The organism is Arthrobacter sp. ISL-30 (assembly GCF_018613855.1).
Lineage (GTDB): Bacteria > Actinomycetota > Actinomycetes > Actinomycetales > Micrococcaceae > Arthrobacter.
Genome location: NZ_JAGGPK010000014.1, coordinates 60,516 through 80,314, shown reverse-complemented (window position 1 = coordinate 80,314; position 19,799 = coordinate 60,516). Strand labels below are relative to the sequence as shown.

Annotated in this window: 17 protein-coding genes and 3 tRNA genes; 14 read left to right on the top strand and 6 right to left on the bottom strand. The window is 63.3% G+C overall.

The genetic code is table 11. The features are described 5' to 3' along the window. The first annotated feature begins 63 nt into the window (after nucleotides 1-63). The 8 genes from J7E82_RS06500 to J7E82_RS06465 all read left to right on the top strand — a co-directional run bounded on the left by J7E82_RS06500 (nucleotide 64) and on the right by J7E82_RS06465 (nucleotide 8,922). Complete coding sequence (locus tag J7E82_RS06500; RefSeq protein ID WP_214861708.1) at nucleotides 64-1,449, top strand: glycine--tRNA ligase; 1,386 nt, start codon at nucleotides 64-66, stop codon at nucleotides 1,447-1,449. A gap of 2 nt (nucleotides 1,450-1,451) precedes the next feature. Beyond that, nucleotides 1,452-2,414 carry a GNAT family N-acetyltransferase gene (locus tag J7E82_RS06495; protein ID WP_214861706.1) on the top strand — a complete coding sequence of 321 codons (963 nt, stop codon included), beginning with the start codon at nucleotides 1,452-1,454 and terminating at the stop codon, nucleotides 2,412-2,414. Nucleotides 2,415-2,593: 179 nt separating this feature from the next. Then, nucleotides 2,594-3,961, top strand: a complete 1,368-nt coding sequence (locus J7E82_RS06490; protein WP_251041544.1) for a YibE/F family protein — start codon at nucleotides 2,594-2,596, stop codon at nucleotides 3,959-3,961. 44 nt (nucleotides 3,962-4,005) lie between these two features. Next, the gene (gene dusB, locus J7E82_RS06485) at nucleotides 4,006-5,184 is read left to right on the top strand and encodes a tRNA dihydrouridine synthase DusB (protein WP_214861702.1); all 1,179 of its coding nucleotides are present in this window, start codon (nucleotides 4,006-4,008) and stop codon (nucleotides 5,182-5,184) included. A 173-nt stretch (nucleotides 5,185-5,357) separates the two neighbouring features. Further along, nucleotides 5,358-6,617 (top strand): deoxyguanosinetriphosphate triphosphohydrolase, encoded by a 1,260-nt coding sequence (locus tag J7E82_RS06480; RefSeq protein WP_214861795.1) that lies wholly within the window; start codon nucleotides 5,358-5,360, stop codon nucleotides 6,615-6,617. Between the two features lie 13 nt (nucleotides 6,618-6,630). After that, nucleotides 6,631-8,577: a DNA primase gene (gene dnaG / locus J7E82_RS06475; RefSeq protein WP_214861700.1), complete on the top strand. Its 1,947-nt coding sequence runs from the start codon at nucleotides 6,631-6,633 to the stop codon at nucleotides 8,575-8,577. A 74-nt stretch (nucleotides 8,578-8,651) separates the two neighbouring features. Beyond that, nucleotides 8,652-8,724 (top strand) — tRNA-Asn (locus tag J7E82_RS06470). Nucleotides 8,725-8,849: 125 nt separating this feature from the next. Next, a tRNA-Asn gene (locus J7E82_RS06465) sits at nucleotides 8,850-8,922 on the top strand. 85 nt (nucleotides 8,923-9,007) lie between these two features. On the opposite strand, the gene J7E82_RS06460 is transcribed toward J7E82_RS06465, so the two are convergent. Both J7E82_RS06460 and J7E82_RS06455 read right to left on the bottom strand, forming a co-directional pair. Further along, nucleotides 9,008-9,379, bottom strand: coding sequence for a hypothetical protein (locus J7E82_RS06460; RefSeq protein WP_251041541.1), 372 nt, complete (start codon nucleotides 9,377-9,379; stop codon nucleotides 9,008-9,010). 141 nt (nucleotides 9,380-9,520) lie between these two features. Continuing rightward, complete coding sequence (locus tag J7E82_RS06455) at nucleotides 9,521-10,516, bottom strand: CapA family protein (protein ID WP_214861696.1); 996 nt, start codon at nucleotides 10,514-10,516, stop codon at nucleotides 9,521-9,523. Nucleotides 10,517-10,783: 267 nt separating this feature from the next. On the opposite strand from J7E82_RS06455, the gene J7E82_RS06450 reads away from it, so the two are divergent. Further along, entirely contained in the window at nucleotides 10,784-12,160 is a 1,377-nt protein-coding gene (locus J7E82_RS06450) for a phosphoribosyltransferase family protein (protein WP_214861793.1), read from the top strand. Here J7E82_RS06450 and J7E82_RS06445 read toward each other — a convergent pair. Both J7E82_RS06445 and J7E82_RS06440 read right to left on the bottom strand, forming a co-directional pair. Then, nucleotides 12,132-12,326 (bottom strand): glycine zipper domain-containing protein, encoded by a 195-nt coding sequence (locus tag J7E82_RS06445; protein ID WP_214861694.1) that lies wholly within the window; start codon nucleotides 12,324-12,326, stop codon nucleotides 12,132-12,134. The two genes, J7E82_RS06450 and J7E82_RS06445, sit on opposite strands and share 29 nt — an antisense overlap. 19 nt (nucleotides 12,327-12,345) lie before the next feature. Beyond that, nucleotides 12,346-13,569 (bottom strand): multidrug effflux MFS transporter, encoded by a 1,224-nt coding sequence (locus J7E82_RS06440; RefSeq protein ID WP_214861691.1) that lies wholly within the window; start codon nucleotides 13,567-13,569, stop codon nucleotides 12,346-12,348. 186 nt (nucleotides 13,570-13,755) lie between these two features. On the opposite strand from J7E82_RS06440, the gene J7E82_RS06435 reads away from it, so the two are divergent. The 5 genes from J7E82_RS06435 to J7E82_RS06415 all read left to right on the top strand — a co-directional run bounded on the left by J7E82_RS06435 (nucleotide 13,756) and on the right by J7E82_RS06415 (nucleotide 17,781). Then, nucleotides 13,756-14,601: a phage holin family protein gene (locus tag J7E82_RS06435; RefSeq protein ID WP_214861689.1), complete on the top strand. Its 846-nt coding sequence runs from the start codon at nucleotides 13,756-13,758 to the stop codon at nucleotides 14,599-14,601. Nucleotides 14,602-14,704: 103 nt separating this feature from the next. Further along, nucleotides 14,705-15,328, top strand: coding sequence for a CDP-alcohol phosphatidyltransferase family protein (locus J7E82_RS06430; protein ID WP_214861687.1), 624 nt, complete (start codon nucleotides 14,705-14,707; stop codon nucleotides 15,326-15,328). Beyond that, a complete protein-coding gene (locus J7E82_RS06425; RefSeq protein ID WP_214861685.1) occupies nucleotides 15,328-16,233 on the top strand; it encodes a DMT family transporter in 906 nt (301 codons plus the stop codon). Before J7E82_RS06430 ends, J7E82_RS06425 begins: the two co-directional genes overlap by 1 nt. A gap of 123 nt (nucleotides 16,234-16,356) precedes the next feature. Further along, a complete protein-coding gene (locus J7E82_RS06420) occupies nucleotides 16,357-17,553 on the top strand; it encodes a glycosyltransferase (RefSeq protein ID WP_214861683.1) in 1,197 nt (398 codons plus the stop codon). A 154-nt stretch (nucleotides 17,554-17,707) separates the two neighbouring features. Continuing rightward, a tRNA-Ile gene (locus J7E82_RS06415) sits at nucleotides 17,708-17,781 on the top strand. 102 nt (nucleotides 17,782-17,883) lie between these two features. On the opposite strand, the gene J7E82_RS06410 is transcribed toward J7E82_RS06415, so the two are convergent. Continuing rightward, a complete protein-coding gene (locus J7E82_RS06410) occupies nucleotides 17,884-19,065 on the bottom strand; it encodes a site-specific integrase (protein ID WP_214861681.1) in 1,182 nt (393 codons plus the stop codon). Between the two features lie 101 nt (nucleotides 19,066-19,166). Beyond that, nucleotides 19,167-19,778 (bottom strand): hypothetical protein, encoded by a 612-nt coding sequence (locus J7E82_RS06405; protein WP_214861679.1) that lies wholly within the window; start codon nucleotides 19,776-19,778, stop codon nucleotides 19,167-19,169. Between the last annotated feature and the right edge of the window lie 21 nt (nucleotides 19,779-19,799).

Genomic DNA, 19,799 nt, shown 5'->3' with positions numbered 1-19,799 from the left:
AGCCACGGCCAAAGGACAAAACCGCGGACCGCACCCAGCGGCCCTGTAGAAAATGGAGTTCCCATGGCAGCAAAATCCGTCCTCGACCAGGTCATTTCCCTTTCCAAGCGGAGAGGCTTCGTTTTCCAGGCCGGCGAGATCTACGGAGGCTCCCGCTCGGCTTGGGATTATGGTCCGCTCGGTGCAGAGCTGAAGGAGAACATCAAGCGCCAGTGGTGGCAATCCGTAGTACGCGGCCGTGAAGACGTAGTGGGCCTGGATTCGTCCGTGATCCTGCCCCGCCAGGTATGGGAAGCATCCGGCCACGTCGAGGTCTTCTCCGACCCGCTGGTGGAATGCCTGTCCTGCCACAAGCGCTACCGCGCCGACCACCTCGAGGAAGAATACGAGGAAAAGAAGGGTCGCCCCGCCGAAAACGGCCTCAAGGACATCGCCTGTGCCAACTGCGGCACCCGCGGCCAATGGACCGAACCGCAGGAATTCTCCGGCCTCCTCAAGACCTTCCTCGGCCCGGTCGCCAACGAAGAAGGCCTGCACTACCTGCGTCCGGAAACGGCACAGGGCATCTTCGTCAACTTCAGCAACGTGCTCACCACCTCGCGGAAGAAGCCCCCGTTCGGCATCGGCCAGATCGGCAAGTCCTTCCGCAACGAGATCACTCCCGGCAACTTCATCTTCCGCACCCGTGAGTTCGAGCAGATGGAAATGGAATTCTTCGTCGAGCCCGGTACGGACGAAGAGTGGTACCAGTACTGGATGAAGGAGCGAATGGCCTGGTACACGGACCTGGGCATCCGCGAGGAGAACCTCCGCTTCTTCGAGCACCCGCTGGACAAGCTCAGCCACTACTCCAAGGGCACCACGGACATCGAGTACCGCTTCGGCTTCCAGGGCTCCGAATGGGGCGAGCTCGAGGGCATCGCCAACCGCACGGACTTCGACCTCTCCACCCACGCCAAGGCCTCGGGCGCCGACCTGAGCTACTTCAACCAGGCCACCAACGAGCGCTACATCCCGTACGTCATCGAGCCGGCGGCCGGCCTGACCCGCTCCTTCATGGCCTTCCTGGTGGACGCCTACACCGAGGACGAGGCACCCAACGCCAAGGGCGGCGTCGATATCCGAACGGTACTGAAGCTGGACCCGCGGCTTGCTCCGGTCAAGGCCGCCGTGCTTCCGCTGAGCCGCAATGAGGACCTCTCACCCAAGGCCAAGGAACTGGGCACGCAGCTGCGGAAGAACTGGAACATCGACTTCGACGACGCCGGTGCGATCGGTCGCCGCTACCGCCGCCAGGACGAGATCGGTACGCCGTTCTGCATCACAGTGGACTTCGACACCCTCGATGACCAGGCCGTGACCATTCGCGAACGCGACACCATGAGCCAGGACCGCGTGTCCCTGGACAAGGTGGAGGGCTACCTCGCCGCGCGGCTGATCGGCGCCTAGCAATGGCTATTGAGTACCGGGAATGGCGGGAGGCCGACGACCTCGCGCTGCTGGAAATCTGGGGTGACCCCGAAACCCTTCCCGCACAGCAGTTTCGCGCTGCGTTTGCGCCTTCCTCGCAGTCCCCCTGGAGGCGCTGCATTGTGGCTGAGGACGTCGTGGACGGCGTCGGCATTCCGGTGGCGGCGGCAGTGGTCCACGAGGCTTCGCTGCATCCGGAAAGGCTTTGGGCCTACGTAGAGGTGGCCAGGGACCACCGGCGTTCGGGCGTGGGCAGCACGCTGCTGACCATGCTGCGCCGCGAGGCGGAGCTGGCGCCGTCGGGCGTCTCCCGGCTGCGCAGCAAGGTCGAACCCGGAACGCCCGGCGCGGCGTTTGCCGCCCAGGCCGGACTGGCTCCGATCCAACGCTCGCGCCTGGTGGTAGTGAACCCCGAGCCGCTGAAGCTGCCTGTGTTCGGTGACGGCTCCGAGGAAGCAGCCTCCGAACGGGTGGAGGACCTCGCAACTGGTTCGGTTGAACTGAGCGACGTCGTCGGCCGGTACTACACAGCGGTCCACCATTGGGACAGCCCGGGCGATCTCGGCATCCCCACCGTCCAGCGGCTTTTCCTTGACGACCGCACCGGAGCGCATGGCGCGATTGTGTTGCGGGCACCCAAGGCCAGCGCGTTCGGACAAGGCGTTCCGGCAAGCCGGAAGGGAAAGCTGCAGGCCTTTGCCATCAGCTATGCCCAAGGAAAACCTGACGAGCCCTCGGAAGTCTTCCTCGGCCACAATCCGGATCTTTCCCCTGGGGAAGCTACGGCCGCTGTTCGTGACCTCCTTGCCCTCATCGCCTACCAGCACCCTGTGCTGCTGGAACTGGACGACTCCATGACGGCGCTTCGCGACGTCGTCGAACCCCTGCTTGAGGCAGGAAAGGCCCGGGTGCGGGGCTCAGAAACGCACATTGTCAGCGACTAACTGCAGGGTCCGGGTGCGGCGCATCCGGGCTCCTGGATGGGATCACACAGGCTGTGGGACACGGACACATACATGCAGGGCAACATGAGCCCACGCCGCAGGCCCTTACGGCCAGGCGGCGGGCAAACTGGATCCTTGTGGCGGTGCTTGCTCCCATTGCGTTGTTGACCATCGCTGCAATGGTCCTGATGTGGCCGTCGGGGAGCCGCGAAGGAATCTCGTTCGCAAGCCCTTATGCGGCCGCCCCCGGAGTAACCTTCGACTCCGGACGCATCCAAAGTGTGGTGGAGGAAAGTTGTGCGGCTGCGGGGTCCGGGCCGGGCACGGAAACCACTCCCCAAACTCCCGCCCCGCAAACTCCCGATCCCGGGGCCGGAAGCCAGCAGGGCTCCCAATGTACGTTCGCCTTCACCGAACCGGACAAGGGTGGCAGCCCCGTCAAGGTGGTCATCAATCCGGACATTGCCAAATCCCATGGCGTCAAACCCGGAGACAACATCCGCTACCTGAACCTGTCCGCTGTTCAGGGCACCGGTGCCGGCGCCGGATCGCCCGCCTACGTCTTCGTGGATTTCGTCCGCTCCATTCCCATCACCCTGCTGGCCATCCTGTACGCCGTCGTGGTCATCGCGGTGGCTCGCTGGCGGGGGTTCCGTGCCCTCCTGGGACTCGTCGGGGCCTACGTCGTGCTGGTCGCGTTCATGCTGCCCGGCCTGGTCGAGGGCAAGCCGCCCCTGCTGCTGGCGCTCGTTGGGTCCACGGCCATCATGATCGGCGTGCTCTATTTCGCCCACGGTTTCTCCGCCCGGACGTCCACGGCCCTGCTCGGCACCATCTTCGGCCTGGGCATCACGGCAGCGCTTGCGGCCTGGTCCACGGACGCCGCAAACCTTGCCGGAGTGGGCAGCCACGACGCCGCCACCCTGGTCAACATGTCGGACCACATCTCCATCTCCGGAATCATCCTGTGCGGTCTCATCATCTCGGGGCTGGGCGTCCTGAACGACGTCACGATCACCCAGTCTTCGGCGGTGTGGGAGCTGTACGAGCTCGCCCCGGAAACCACGGCCCGGAAGCTGTTCACCTCGGCCATGCGCATCGGCCGCGACCACATCGCCTCCACCGTGTACACGATCGCGTTCGCCTACGCCGGCGCGGCCCTGCCCATCCTCATCATCGTGATGCTCTATGACCGGCCCCTCGCGGAGGCCCTCACCAGTGCCGAGCTCTCCGAGGAAGTCATCCGCACGCTGGTCGGTTCCATCGGACTGGTGCTGGCGATTCCTGTCACCACGCTGATTGCCGTCCTTGTCGTGAAAGCGACCGGGGTGAAGGGCTCCGGGGCGGTGGCCGTCGGGCCGAACGGCGGGGGCACGGTCCAGGTAGGGCCCGACGACGTCGAGGACACCGGCGCACTCGCGGCAGCCGCCGTCGTGGCCCGGAAAGCTGACGGAACGTCTGCCCTGCCGCTGCCCGGCGGTCGGAGGGCCAGGCGCGAGGCACAGCGCGAGGCCGAGCGCGGGCAGGACGGCAGTGCGGAGCGCTAGGAAGGTCCGGGAGCCGATTTGCCTGCTTTTGAGACAATGGACGAGTGACTTTAGCAGCAACCACTCCCGCCCCGAGGCTTGAACTCCCGCCCCTGAAGATCGGCAGGATCACGGTGGACACTCCCGTGATCCTGGCTCCCATGGCCGGAATCACGAACACTGCCTTCCGACGGCTCTGCCGCGAATACGGCGGTGGCCTGTACGTGGCCGAGATGGTCACGTCCCGCGCCCTGGTTGAACGGACGCCGGAATCGCTGCGGATCATCTCCCATGACGACGATGAGAAGGTCCGCTCCGTGCAGCTGTATGGCGTCGACCCGGTCACCGTGGGCCAGGCCGTGCGCATGCTGGTGGAAGAAGACCGCGCCGACCATATCGACCTCAACTTCGGCTGCCCCGTGCCCAAAGTCACCCGCCGCGGCGGCGGTTCTGCGCTGCCCTGGAAAATCGACCTCTTCACCTCTATCGTGCAAACCGCCGTCAGGGAATCGTCCAAGGGCGACATCCCGTTGACCATCAAGATGCGCAAGGGCATCGACGATGACCACCTGACCTACCTCGACGCCGGCCGCATCGCCCGGGATTCCGGTGTGGCCGCCGTCGCGCTCCATGGCAGGACCGCGGCCCAGTTCTACTCCGGAAAGGCCGACTGGAGCGCCATTGCCCGGCTTCGGGAGGCCCTGCCGGACATTCCGGTCCTCGGCAACGGCGATATCTGGTCCGCCGAGGACGCTGTCCGCATGGTGCGGGAGACCGGCGTCGACGGCGTTGTGGTGGGACGCGGCTGCCAGGGCCGTCCCTGGCTGTTCGGCGACCTGCAGGCAGCCTTCGAAGGCAGCGATCACCGGTACAGGCCGGGCCTGCGCCAAGTGGCCGACGGCGTCTACCGCCACGCGCAGCTGATGATTGAGACATTCGGCGACGAATACAAGGCACTGCGAGAGATCCGCAAGCACATGGCCTGGTACTTCAAGGGGTACGTGGTCGGCGGCGAGCTGCGGGCCAAGCTGGCCACCGTGCCCACCCTGGAAGTGCTGCGGGAGCTGCTCGATGAGCTGGACATGGACCTGCCCTACCCAGGCGTCGACTCGGAGGGACCGCGCGGCCGCGCGGGATCGCCCAAGAAGCCGGCCCTGCCCAAGGACTGGCTGCTCAACCGCCAGATGGACGCCGTCCAGACCCGCGATATTGCGGCAGCGGAACTGGACGTTTCCGGCGGCTGAGGCGCGATGGCTGATGGGCACTGTGCACGCAGATGGCCCAACTCATGGAAAACTGGCAACCACAGGCACCATCGAACTGAATCCGGGGGAGGCAGATAACAATGGGGAATGAATCAACGTCTGCGCTGGACCGGACTGTCATCACGGACAACGCCGCCGCGGGCTTCGGAGCCATGCCCGGCTACTCCGAGGCCGACTCCGCACGCTGGGTGAAGGAACCGGCCAAAAGCACCTACCGCTCCGATTTTGAGCGCGACCGGGCAAGGGTGCTGCACTCTTCGGCGCTCCGCCGCCTCGGGGCAAAGACCCAGGTGGTTGCGCCCGACACCGACGACTTCGTCCGCACCAGGCTCACCCACAGCCTTGAAGTGGCACAGGTGGGCCGGGAACTCGGCCGCGCCTTGGGTTGCGATCCCGACGTCGTGGACACCGCCTGCCTCAGCCATGACCTGGGCCATCCACCCTTCGGACACAACGGTGAGGCGGCCCTCAACGAGGTGGCGCACAGCATTGGCGGCTTCGAGGGAAACGCCCAAACGCTGCGGCTCCTGACCCGCCTGGAACCCAAGGTGATCTCGGCTTCCGGGCATCCCGCAGGGCTGAACCTCACAAGGGCCAGCCTGGACGCCGCCTCCAAATATCCGTGGTCGGCAGATGACGCGCCCGTCATCCATGGCCACCGGACCAGCAAATTCGGGGCGTACCAGGACGACCTGCCCATTTTCCAGTGGCTCCGTGAAGGGGCACCCGGGAACCGCTCCTGCATCGAAGCCCAGGTGATGGACCTCGCCGACGACATTTCCTACTCCGTGCACGACGTGGAGGACGCCATCGTGGCCGGGCACTGCCAGCTGCGGTGGATGGATAACCCGGACCATCGTGCGCGGGTGGTGGGGTACGCCAAGCAGTGGTACCTGCCGCACAACGATCCCGCTGAGATCGACGCCGCACTGGCCCGGCTGGAGGCCACCGACGTCTGGGTGCGGGAAGCCGACGGCAGTCGCAAGTCCATGGCCGCCCTTAAGGACATGACCAGCCAGCTCATCGGACGCTTCTGCCAGAGTGCCCTGGAAACCACCCGTGCCATGTATGGTCCCGAACGACTCACGCGTTATAACGCCGAGCTTATTGTTCCCGATGACACTGTGATGGAAATCGCCGTCATGAAGGGCCTGGCCACAACCTTCGTGATCTCCACGGACCATCGGCAGCCGGTCTACGAGCGGCAGCGGGAAGTGCTGCATGCCCTGGTCAGCGCCCTCAAAGCCACAGGTGACCGCCACCTGGAGCCGATGTTCGCGGCAGACTGGCGGGACGCCGTCGACGACGGTGCCAGGCTCCGCGTGGTCATCGACCAGGTTGCCTCGCTGACCGATGCTTCCGCACTGGCCATGTACGAACGGCTGGTGGGCAGCCTGCCCTCGCTGTGGTGACTAGTATTGGGTTGTGGCCGGCCTGATCAAACGCGAAGACATCGACGAGGTCCGGCAGCGCACCGATATCAAGGAAGTCGTCGACGGCTACGTCACACTCAAGGGTGCCGGGCTTGGCACTTTCAAGGGTCTTTGCCCTTTCCATGACGAGCGGTCGCCGTCGTTCAACGTGCGTCCCCAGGTTGGCCGTTACCACTGCTTTGGCTGCGGAGAAGACGGCGACGTCATCTCGTTCGTGCAGAAAATGGACCATAGCTCCTTCCATGAGGCAGTGGAAAAACTAGCGGCCCGAATCGGTTACGAACTCCGCTATGAAGACGGTGGAACGGGACCCAGCCGGGAAGAAGTAGGACGCCGGCAGCGGCTGCTGGACGCCCACAAGATCGCCGACGAATTCTTCCGGGCGCAGCTGCTTACCCCCGGCGCCTCCGAAGGCCGCAAGTTCCTCCAGGGCCGTGGCTTCGACCGTGCGGCTGCGGAGCAGTTTAGCGTCGGCTACGCGCCCCAGGGCTGGGATGCGCTGCTGAAGCACCTGCGCGGGCGGGGCTTCACTGATCCCGAGCTGAAATTGACCGGGATGTTCTCGGAAGGCAATAGAGGGCTGTACGACCGTTTCCGTGGGCGCCTGATCTGGCCGATCCGCGACATCGCCGGAGACACCATCGGGTTCGGCGCCCGGAAACTGTACGAGGACGATCAGGGCCCCAAGTACCTGAACACTCCGGAGACCACCCTCTACAAGAAATCCCAGGTGCTGTACGGCATCGACCTCGCCAAGCGGAACATCGCCAAGGACCGGCAGTTGGTGGTGGTGGAGGGGTACACGGACGTGATGGCGTGCCACCTGGCCGGCGTCGCCACTGCAGTGGCCACTTGCGGCACCGCCTTCGGCGCCGAGCACATCAAAATCGCCCGCAGGCTGCTGTCCGACGACGGCACCGGGGGAGAAGTCATCTTCACCTTCGACGGCGACGCCGCCGGGCAGAAAGCCGCGCTGCGCGCGTTCGAAGAGGACCAGCGCTTTGTCGCCCAGACCTATGTAGCGGTGGAACCCACGGGCGCCGACCCCTGCGAGCTGCGTCAGCTCAAGGGCGACGACGCGGTCCGGGACCTGATCGGGATGCGGCGCCCGTTGTTTGAGTTCGCCATCCGCGCCACGCTCAAGCGGCACAACCTGGAGACAGTGGAGGGCCGCATCGCGGCTTTGCGCGAGGCGGCCCCGGTGGTCGCCCAGATCCGGGATTCCGGGATGCGACCCGCCTACACCCGGGAACTGGCTGGCTGGCTCGGGATGCCCATCGAGGAGGTCAGCAGGGCCGTTGGCGCAGCCGCCAAGCGCGCCGCGGCGGGCGCGGCAGCTCCGACGTCGGGCGCTACCGGACAGCAGACCTCCGACGCAGGGGCAGGTGGGGCAGGGTCTGGTGCGGTGGGGTCTGGCGTTGCCGGGTCGGCGGCAGGCTCGACGCCGCTGCAGCCAGTCTTCACTCGGCCCGACCCTCGCGACCCCATAGCCGCCATGGAACGGCAGGCGCTCGAAGTAGTTATCCAGGAACCCGGCGTACTCGCCGGTGAGGCGTGGGAGAGGTTTACGGACGTTCATTTCACGGTCCCGGCTTACGCTGCCGTGCACCTGGCCGTACGTGCCACCGGACTTGGCCCGTCGGCGGATCCTGTGTCGTGGGTGGAGCACATCCGCCAGGAGGTTCCGGAACCGCTGCGTCCGCTCGTCTCGGAGCTTGCCGTGGTGCCGCTTCCGGCCAGCAACCCCGAGGCGATGCAGCGCTACTGCCGCGACATCCTGGCCAGGCTCTTTGAACTGCAGATCACCCGGGTGAAGGCCGACAAGATGGGCCAGTTGCAACGGCTGGACGCAGCCGCCCACCCGGAGGAGTTCCAGCGCCTGAACCGGGAACTCATGGAGCTCGAGATGCAACGCAGGGCACTTCGCGCCGACGCCTGATCTCCTGCAAAGACCCGGACAGGCGCTCGATTTCATTTAGCGGCGGGGCTTTGTTAGGCTTATATCCGCTTCATTCCTCCGTAGCTCAATTGGCAGAGCATTCGACTGTTAATCGAAGGGTTACTGGTTCAAGTCCAGTCGGAGGAGCGCACAGTCCCCGTTCCGGCTTCCGGAACGGGGACTTTTTTCATACCCTCCGGGGGTATCCCTGCGGCTCGGCTTTCCGATTTCACTTTGCGATGCAACCTTTGCTACAGTCATACCTGCTTCATTCCTCCGTAGCTCAATTGGCAGAGCATTCGACTGTTAATCGAAGGGTTACTGGTTCAAGTCCAGTCGGAGGAGCGCGCGGGCCCCTGACAGGTTTCATAGCCGGTCAGGGGCCCTTTTTTGTTGCCATCGCTCAGGGCGTCAGCTTCTGGAGGCAGTCCTAGACGAAATCCATTTCCACCTGCAGGAATCGTTCGGCTTCGGCAACGGCCGCTTTGAACGCTTCAGCCTCAGTGGGCGATTTTCGGGGTTCGCGCGGATGCCATTCATGCGGCGCGGAATAGACCCTCGTAAAGCCAGCGCCCGGCGGGGCGTAGAAGATCCCGAACCGCTGCACAGGCCATTCGGGAGAGGTCTCAGGCGCCACCAGGAGCGCGGCATCGAAGGCTGGGTTGAACCATTGGGCGATTGGCCTGCGCCGGTCCTCCGTGAAGAGCCCGGCCGCATAGAGCGCCGCTGACTGCTCGCTGGTCACGGAACACAAGCGGTCCCACCACAGCGGCAGGATTCCGTCATCACGGCGCTGCCACATCGCTGGTAAAGGCGTTCGATCCCGCCGGTTGGGCACATTCCAACTTTATCGCCGGGCTGTAGCGGACAAAAGCGCGTGGCCGCCCAAGTAACTGGCACTTGTTGTCGTCATTAGCTCTCGTATTACGACAACGAATGCGAGTCAGTCGGGATTCTCCGCTTCACTGGAGGCTATCGGTATCTCTAGAATTTTGTCCGCCTCGATCCAGCTGCTCCGCGTACCCAGCCGGCTGCTCAGCCGTTGCATCCGCTCGGCAATTGCCCCGGCGCTTCGACGCGCCAGACGGGTTTGCAGGCGGACGATATTCGTCGGATGCAGTCGCAAGCTACTGGGCAGGCTTCCTTTGGTCTCCAAGAGGAAGATGAACGACTGGTCGTTGCGTTCGTCCGGGTCCACGGCGTAATCATCCACAAAGTCGCCGGCACTATAGATGATGGGCCTGTCCCTGTGGATTTCGACGCCGCGGAAAATGTGGGCTGAATGGCCGAACACGACGTCGGCCCCCGCATCGATCAGCGCGTGGGCCAGTAGCTGATGCGCAGGCGGGACACCGGCTCCCCAGTTGGGACCCCAATGTGCCGAAACGATCAGCAACTGGATCCTGCCCTTCGTCCGCCGGACCAGGTCCAACAAATCCGCTCTCCTGTAGTCGATGTCGTCCACGGGGACATAGTGGGTCCCTGGAGAGTGGCTGGTTGCCTCCCAACCCGGCTCATTGTCGGTGAACGCGATGAAGCCCACCGCCGTTGGGCCAAAGTACTTGACTGCAGGTCGCCGGGCTGTAGCCAGGTCCAATCCTGCTCCTGTCGCCAGGATCCCGTGCTGTTCGAGCGCCGGCAACATCTCCCGCAACGCCTCAACTCCGAAGTCCAGCACATGGTTGTTGGCGAGTGACACAACATCGATAGCCACGGACGTCAGGCTCGCCACGTTCTTTACATCCGAGCGGAAGTGATACACCTTGCCTGCCACAGGCATGCCATCGTCCGCGAGGACGCATTCGAGGTTGGCGAACCTGAGATCCGCCTGCCGAAGGATCGAGAGGGTGTCCCCCCAAACGTAGGCCGGATCGGCTGTCTTTAGGTGGTCGTTTACCAGCCGGCCGAGCATCACGTCCCCAAGGAGCGCGATCTGCATGCTCCACCTCCAAGGTGCATGGCTTCTCCTATCAGCATGAACCGCTTCCTTTTCTCCGGCCAGTCAGCCTCCTGAGGCGTTATCCGCCGTCGAAACCTCGCAGACCGCACCTCAGCAATTTCTTGCTACGAAAGGCCTCGATTTGTCCTAATCCGTGAGGGATAGTGGGAGCAGGAGCCTGTCGCGGGCCTTTCCTGGCCCGCGGACCCTGTTGCCGATGGGGCGAGTCCACTGTCCTGATGAAAGCCCCTGATGGGAAATGTCGCGATGGCCATTTTTGAGGACAGGCCTGATGCAGGGCGGCAGTTGGGGCTGCGCCTGGCGTATCTGCGCGGCCAGGATTCAGTGGTCCTTGGACTGCCTCGCGGCGGCGTCCCGGTGGCTTTCCAGGTTGCGGCGGCCCTCGACGCACCCTTGGATGTGATCGTGGTGCGCAAGCTGGGCGTACCGCTCCAACCCGAGCTTGCGATGGGAGCAATCGGGGAGGAAGGGGCGTATGTGCTGGATGAAGCTGTCCTCTCGGCCGCAAAGGTCAAGCAGGAAGAGTTGCGCGCTGTTGAGCGGCGCGAGCGCGCTGTGCTCGATGAACGGGTGGCACGACTGCGCGCCGGGCGTCGGCGAATAGACCTGAAAGGCCGCATTGCCATCATTGTTGATGACGGGATCGCCACGGGGTCAACAGCCAGGGTGGCATGCACAATCGCACGGAAGCTGGGGGCTGCGAGAGTAATCCTTGCCGTTCCTGTTGCTTCCGCCGAAGTCATTGCGTCATTGGCGGAAGCGGACGACGTGATGTGCCTTGCGACGCCCCGGAAGCTCGTGGCCATCGGCTACCACTACCATGACTTCTCACCTGTACCTGACGATGATGTGCTGCGGCTGCTCAATACTGCGGCCAAGCGACTGAACGAAGCATCTTCTGCCGTCCCCGACCCCGGACTGGAGGAAGCCGAACCTGGACTTGAGGAAGCCGAACCTGGACTTGATGAAGATGTGCAGATCCCATTTGAGGAGGTGCTGCTCGAAGGACGGCTGTACCTTCCAAGACCGGCTGCCGGAATAGTCGTGTTCGCCCACGGAAGCGGCAGCGGCCGCCACAGTCCGCGAAATCAGTTCGTCGCCGCGGTACTCCAAGAGGCAGGCCTGGGCACTTTGCTGCTTGACCTGCTCAGCCCCCGGGAAGAGCTCAATCGGGCAAACGTATTCAACGTGGAACTGCTTGCTCGCAGGCTGCGCGCTGCAACGGACTGGCTTGCCGGCAGGCCGGCTGTGGCTTCATCCGGGGTGGGATACTTCGGCGCCAGTACCGGAGCGGGTGCCGCATTGTGGGCGGCGGCCGAACAAGGGGACCACATCGGCGCAGTTGTTTCACGAGGGGGCCGTCCGGATTTGGCTGAGGAGAAGCTTGCCTTGGTCCGCGCCCCGACACTCCTGATCGTCGGCTCTGCAGATCATCGGGTCCTCGAACTCAACCGCCAAGCAAAAGCCTTCCTGAAGTGCCACAACCGGCTGGAGCTTGTCGAAGGGGCAACCCACCTGTTCGAGGAGCCCGGCACTTTGGAGGAGGTGTCCATACTCGCCAGGGACTGGTTCGTTCGGTACCTGTCGTCGGAGATCAGCGGCGCTTCCAGGGGCCTGGGTTGACTCGATAAAGCAGGGCGGCCCCGACGACGGCACCAAGCAGGGCGCCGAACACGGGGTTTCCCGCCCCACGACCAATGAAGAACCCAACGATGGCGCCCACCACGGCGCCGAGGAAAAGACCTCGGCCATTGCGGGAGGGTTTGCGGGAAGGCTGCTTGCGTTCCATTGCTAATTGCGTTCCATGGCTAGTGAATCGACGGAACGGTCTGAGGGCGGACAACAAGCCACAAGGCGGTCAGGCCACCGAGCAGGCACAGGGCCTGGACAGAGCCCATAGGTACCGCTGAACCGACGCCGAGCCAGCCCACAATCGGCGAAATAATGCCGGCCATCATGAATGTGGACGCACCGAGCAATGACGCCGCCGTACCCGCTTGGGCCCCGTGCTTCCACAAGGCAATGACCTGCACGCAGGGGAAGGAAAGGCCCGTCGACAGGATGTACAACCACAATGGAACCAGAATTCCCCATAGGCCGGCACCGAGCAGGTCCAGCCCCACGATCAAAGCGCCCATGAGGAGCGTGGATGCTGTGGAGCAGGCAAGGATCCATTGTGGTGGAATGCGTTTGATGAGTCGGGAGCTGATCTGCACCCCCGCCACGATTCCCAGGGAGTTGATACCGAAGAGCAGCCCGTATTCCTGGGCCGAGAAGCCATAGACTTGCTGGAAGAGGAACGGGGATGCAGACAGGTAGGCAAATAGTCCGCCGAAGTTGAAGCCACCCACTAACAGCATGCCCACGAAAATCCGGTCTGACAGTACGGCTTTGTAGCGCTGGCGGAAGGTATTGCCGGACTGGCTACGGCGTTCGGGAGGGAATGTCTCCCTGATCAGGAATATCGAGGCCATAACCACAAGGCTCCCGTAGGCAGCCAGGAAATAGAAGATCCCGGGCCATGGCATCACGAGTAACAGTTGGGAGCCGATAACCGGGGCCAGGATGGGGGCAAGGCCGTTCACAAGGGCCATGCGGGAGAACATCCGCACCATGGGATAGCCGCTGAACAGGTCCCGGACCATGGCCATGGCAACTACCCCGCCGCCTGCGGCGCCTACCCCCATGAGGACCCGAAATACGGAGAGTGTGGTGATGTCCGTGGCCAGCGCCGCTCCCAGGGAGGAGGCAATATGCAGTGTCGTGGCCAGGATCAAGGGCCCGCGGCGGCCAAACCTGTCGCTGAAGGGACCCACCACCAGCTGTCCGACGGCGAAACCTACCGTGGTTCCGGTCAGGGTCAGCTGGATGGCCGCGGCGGTTACGTCAAAGCTCTCCTCCAGGGCGGGAAAGGCTGGCAGGTAGAGATCCACAGTGAACGGGCCAAGAGCCGTCAGCGCACCCAGGAGCAGGATGTAAAGGAATTTTCGGCGCCGGCTCAGGGCATCGCCCGGATTGGGGGGAGTGTTCACGAAGTTCCATCCTAGGGGTGCCGGGCGAACTTTTTACAGCGTTGGAGGCGACTCACCGCGCTGGAGACCCGCAAGTTGAGCCTGAGGCTGAATGATAGTTTTGTGGACAGGTGCGTTCGGGAAGCCGAGCCAGCGTAGAGAATTTGCCGAAACCGAAGCGTCAAGGGAAGCAGTAAGGCGGAACTGATGAGTGGACGTCACAGCAGTGAGACAATCCAGGGGCCCCGCATCACGGCCTTGCCGAAGACCCTGAAGCTTGTGGCTATGCTGGCGCCCAGGCAGCTGAATGACGAGATCCGACTGGCGAAGGAGGAGATCAAGCGCAAGGCGACCCAGGTGGGCGTTGCCGGCGCGTTTTTCGGTGTAGCCCTTGTCTTTCTGACCTTCCTGGTCGTCGCACTGATTGTTGCCGCAATCCTTGGCCTCGCTACCGTGATGCCCGGCTGGCTTGCCGCCCTCCTGGTTGCGGCACTGTTCCTGCTCATCGTGGCCATTGGAGCAGTAACCGGCCTCCTCAAGTTCAAGAAGGCCATGCCCCTAATGCCGGAGGACACCATCCGTGGCATCAAGCATGACCTTGGCATCGCGAAGGAAGGCACCAGCTTCGATGCCCGGAAGCTTGATCCAAACTCCGAGCAGGGCAAGGCTGAAAAGGCAGCCAAGGAAGCGGAGGCGGCGAAGGCCAAGGCCGAAAAGGCTGCGAAGGCCGCCGCCCGTGATGCGGACGAAAAACCAGTCAGCGAGGCCGAGCTCCGGCGTCGGCTGGGCCAGCGACGAGACCACCTCGCCAGTGTTCGGGACGAACTGGACGTGGAACTGGACGTCAAGACGCAAGGCAAGGTTCTCCTGGACGCCGCCGGCCGTCGGCTCGATGACGGAAGGAACGTTGCCCGGAGGCGGCTCAGCGCGCTGGGCGAATCCCTCCCGGACGACCTTCCGGAACGCCTCGCGGCACGCTGGAAAGCGCTGGCAGCGTTCGCCGTATCTGCCACCGTACTGGTTGTGCTGCTGCGAAGGCTCTTCCGGCAGTAGGCTTGATTGCCGCTTCCTCCCGACGGGGTTGCCGTCAATGCGATCTCCGGGGCCGGATTAAGCAGCCGCCACGTCACAGCCGAAAGTACGGAAAGGGGGACAGATGAAGTTCATCGGCGCCGGTGAGCGGCCAGGCCAGCCGCCAATCGACCACGACGTGGTCTTCACCGTCCCCAACCTCCTCACAGTGCTCCGCTTTATGGGCGTGCCGCTGTTCGTATGGCTGGTCCTGGCACAGCGCGAATATGGCTACGCCGTACTCGTCCTGGCCATCATGGGCAGCACCGACTGGATCGACGGCTACGTGGCGAGGCGCTTCAACCAGACCTCTAAGCTCGGTCGGGTACTGGACCCCGCCGCCGACCGGCTGGCCCTCATCGCCGTCGCAGTCACGCTGGCGATCGCCGGCGTCGTGCAGTGGTGGTACCTTGCCGCCCTGGTGGTGCCGGACATCATCCTTGGGTCCGTGTCGCTTTTCTATTTCCGGGGCCACCCTGACCTGCCCGTGAGCCGGATCGGAAAGATCCGTACGGGGCTGCTGCTTGCCGGAACCCCGCTGCTTGTGCTGTCCAAGCTTCCGATCCCGCTGACGGACGTGTATTTCGTGGTTGCCTGGATCTTCCTCGGGCTGGGCCTGGTGGGCCATTGGGTGGCAGCCTGGAACTACTTCTGGGCCATTCGCAGTAAGGGCCGCGAACTCAGGAACGACGACGGCGGATCCGCCTGATGGTCTGGCTCGCGGTTTTTCTCGCAGTACTTGGTGCTTTCTGCCTGGCTTTCGGCGCTCAGCGCCAGGGCAGCGCGGTCAAGGCAGACACAGGCGGCCTGGCCCTAAGCTCGAACGGCTTCCTGCGCCTGCTTCGCAATCCGCGCTGGGTGCTCGGGTTGTTGCTTCTCTTCGCGGGTATGGCCATGAACGCCGTCGCACTGGTCTCGGCGCCGCTGACTGTGGTGCAGCCTATCGGCGCTATCGCGCTAGTCATCACCACTGTGGTCAACGCCAGGGACCAGGGGCTGAGCATCAACCGGGCCACGGTGGTCGCGATTTCGGCCTGCGTTACCGGTTCGGCACTGTTCGTGCTGCTGGCAGTGAACGTCACACAGGAAAACCACCATGTGAGCGGTGAGGACGAGCTCACCGTCGTGCTGCTGCTTGCGCTCGCGGTGGGCCTCTTTGGCTCGTTGGCCGTAATGTTCCGCCACCGGATGAACGCCTTTGTCTACATACTGGGCGCGGGGGTGCTGTTCGGTTTCGTCGCCGTCCTGACCCGGATTATCGGAAAACACCTCCTGGACCCGAACGGGCTGTTCCTGCTGAACGTCCAGTGGTACACCGTTGTTGCCATCGTTGCAGCTGGGGGACTGGGGTCCTGGTTCGTGCAGAGTGCCTATTCCACCGGCCCGCCGGACCTCGTGATTGCCGGGCTTACCGTGATCGACCCCATCGTGGGTATCGCAATCGGGATTGCCATATTGGGTGAGCTTCGTCCCGATGTCCATGCTGTGATGGCAATCGCCATGGCGGTGGCCGCTTCCCTTGCTATCGTGGGGGTTATTGCCCTGAGCCGGCACCATCCGGAGGTCACCACGCGCAAGCGCGACGCGAAGGCGGCCACAGGCCGGAAGGCTTAGGGCAGGAGCTGCATCTCAAGGTCGACCGCCAACCCGGTCCGGCGAAGCGCGGATTCAGCACAGCGACCAACTCGTCGCTGCCGCATTAGACCATCCGCACCGTGACAATCAGGAGTTCTCCACGTGACCATTCCCGACAGTAATAAACCGCTCTCTATCCTGATTGCCGCGGACACCTACCCGCCCCATGTCAACGGTGCAGCGCAGTTCGGGTATCGGCTGGCGAAGGGCATGACCTCGCGCGGTCACAGCGTCCATGTGCTGGCCTGCCGCCAGGACAAAGGCAGGAGTTTCACGGAGTTCCGCGACGAAGCCACCGTCCACCGGCTCCGCTCGCACTCCGTGCCCACCCACGACTACTTCCGCATTTGCTTTCCCTGGGAAATCAAGAAGGAAATCAGCCTGCTTTTTGACAAGGTCAAGCCAGACGTGGTGCACATCCAGAGCCACTACATGATCGGCGAACACGTACTCTACGAAGCCGTGAAGCGTGGCGTGCGCATTGTTGCCACCAACCACTTCATGCCTGAGAACCTCAATCCCTTCCTTCCGTTCCCGCAATGGTTCAAGAACATCATTGGACGGATTTCGTGGAAGGACATGGGCAAGGTCATGGGCAAGGCCGACGTCGTTACAACGCCAACGCCACTTGCCGCCAAGGCGATGCATGAACACGCCTTCCTTCGCAAGGTCCTTCCGCTATCCAACGGTATTGATTCAGCGGCCTACGAACTGCAGCCGGGGGAGTGGATCGAACCCCACCCCCACCCCACTGTGCTGTTTGTCGGCCGCCTGGCCGAGGAAAAGCACGTCGACGTGCTGATCGACGCCGTCGCGAAGACCCCGGCAGCGCTGAACGTGCACCTGGAGATCATCGGGGGAGGCGAGGTGCGTCCGGCCCTGGAAGCCAGGGTCGCCAGGCTGGGGCTCCAAGACCGCGTGAAATTCCTGGGCCTGGCGAGCGATGAGGAGCTGCGCGAGGCCTATATCAAGGCAGACATTTTCTGCATGCCCGGCACCGCCGAGCTCCAGTCCCTGGTGACCCTTGAGGCGATGTCTGCCTCGACGCCCGTGCTGCTCGCAAATGCCATGGCCCTGCCTCATCTGGTCCGTGACGGCCAGAACGGCTTCCTCTTCACACCGAATGACAGTGAGGAACTGGCGGCTAAGCTCACCGCAATGCTGGAGATGCCGTCCGCGGAATTGCGGGCGATGGGCGAAGCCAGCAGGAAGATGGTGGTGACGCACAGCATTGAGGGAACGCTGGCCACCTTCGAGGAGCTCTACCGCGGCGCCCGCTATGAGGACCTGGTGGTGTAGCAGGACTGATTTTCCCAGGGCTGATTTCCGCAGGGCGGGGCTTTTGCGACGCCGGAAGCGATTACTATTGCTAAAGTGTTTTTGCCCCGATCGTGCAATACGTTGCCTCGTGCAGTGTGTTGCCGGCCAGTGTGTTGCCGGCATGGGGCACTATGGGGCTATAGCTCAGCTGGTTAGAGCGCGGGACTCATAATCCTAAGGTCCTCGGTTCAAGTCCGAGTAGCCCTACATGAAAAGTGCCTCTGACTTGCGGAAACGCAGGTCAGGGGCACTCTCGTTTTTGCGTTCTGAGGTCATCACCCACCGGAAACCCACCGGAAACGTTTTGGGCTAGTTGCCGAAAGCCTCGAGCAGCGAGGTGTTATCCGGTGCCTCGTGCGTCTTCTGGACGTAGTGCTTCCTTGTCACGTTTTCGCTGGAGTGGCCAAGCTGGGCTGAAGCGACAGCCACTCCTGACGAGGCCTCCAGCAGGGTTCCTACGGTCTTTCTGAAGGTGTGCGGGGTAACCCATTGAAATCCAAGGTCGTCACTCGCAGAACGCCATTGCCTGCGGAAGTTATTCGGATCGCGCAGCGAACCAATGGCCGAAGGGAACACCACGTCCCAGGGATTGGCCTCCAGAAGCCCAATTTGCCGTCTCAGGAGCATTTCCACGGCGAAAGACGGTAGGAAGTACCTTTGACGGGAATTGGCGCTCTTAGGGTGCTCCTGGATGGTCAAGCCCTGCTTGGGCATGTAGACAATCGTTCCGTTCACGGTGACCGTTGGCTTCTCGGATTTTAGATCGACGTCCTTCCACCGTATGGCCAACGCCTCCCCGATGCGTGCGCCCGTGGCGAGCATGATGTCGATGACGTCGAGGATGTCCACAGTCGGGTATCGGCCGACCTGCTTCTTGTCGGCCTCCCATTGCCTGAGACCCGCACGTAATGCGACAACCTCTGTCACGGTTAGCGCCCGGACTTCTTTATGATTTGTCGGGATCGTAGCCACGTCTCGCAAGGGGTTTCCATCCAGCGCGCCGTGGCGGGCTGCAAGGCCCAGCATGCCCGACAGGACGGTCTTGCAGAGCTTTGCCGTGGCGTTGCCGTGCTTGATGCGTATGGTCTTGAGGAAACGATCCAAAGTGGAGACCGTTGCTTCGCGAATCCGCAAACCTCCGACGCCGGGAGAAACGTAGTTGTCCAGGATGTCCCTGTAGCGCTGGCGAGTGTTGAGTGCGCGATCGGCGTCCTCAAATTCCGCCCACCAAATCAGAGCCAGCTTGGTGATTCGGGTGTCCGACGTGATGTCTTCGCCTGCCGGCATGGCGCGGTCCGTGAGCGCAGAAATCAGCAGCCGTTCGGCCTTCCCACCTTTGTCGTTCTTCGACGTGGCCGCCGCTCGAGCCTCCACTTTGCGGGTGACGCCGTCGAAGTCCCGGAATCTTGCCATTGCGCGCCAGACCCCAGGCGACACCTCGTCTCGACTGATCTTCCCCCAAGTGCCGATCTGCAGCGGCGGTCTAGGCATCGCCGGCGCTCCCTTCTCGCCCGATGATCCCCAGACTATGTGTGATGAACCCCGGCGTGATGAGTGGATTGGAGATCATGGATTGCCTGCTCGAGCTCAGTTTAGAGCTGCCAACCGACATTTATCAGGCTGGGTTCCCGGTTGCTCGGCATGCCAAGCCAGATATCAGAATCCTGATTGGCGACTGCGCGTGAGGCCGCGTCAATGAGTCGCTGAACGCCCACGGTCTGAGATTGCTGTTCCCTTTCGTAGTCCGCAGGGACGGGTCCGAGGGGGAGTGACGAGTCACCGACGCCCCACCTTTCCCGATAGATAGCAACCGTGCCAATCGCGCTGTTGAGGGCATCTGCGCCTATGTTGGGCGGCAGAGCGTCGAGGAGGTTTTGCTTCCACTCGGGGTCGAGCACCAGAGCTGCTCTGATAATGCTGTCCGTCCTGCGTTTGATCCGTTTGCTTACTTGGTCAATCAGGTCGGCGAGATCCGGCCGATCCGTGTGGATCGGATCCGGGACGACCGCAAACTCGCCGGAGGGCATCCTGGACGCGAAATTGATGAGTCGGGCGTGCATGACGGCTGCGATATCTTTCGCGCCGGTGCTTGTTTCCAGAGCCGCGGCGATAGTCCGCTCCGCACCGGGGCGGCTGATTACGGCGGCTCGGCGCCAGGCCGCCACAGCCGCGCCCCATGACGGAGACTGATGCAGTTCCTCCACGGGCCCCGGAACGCGCCCTTT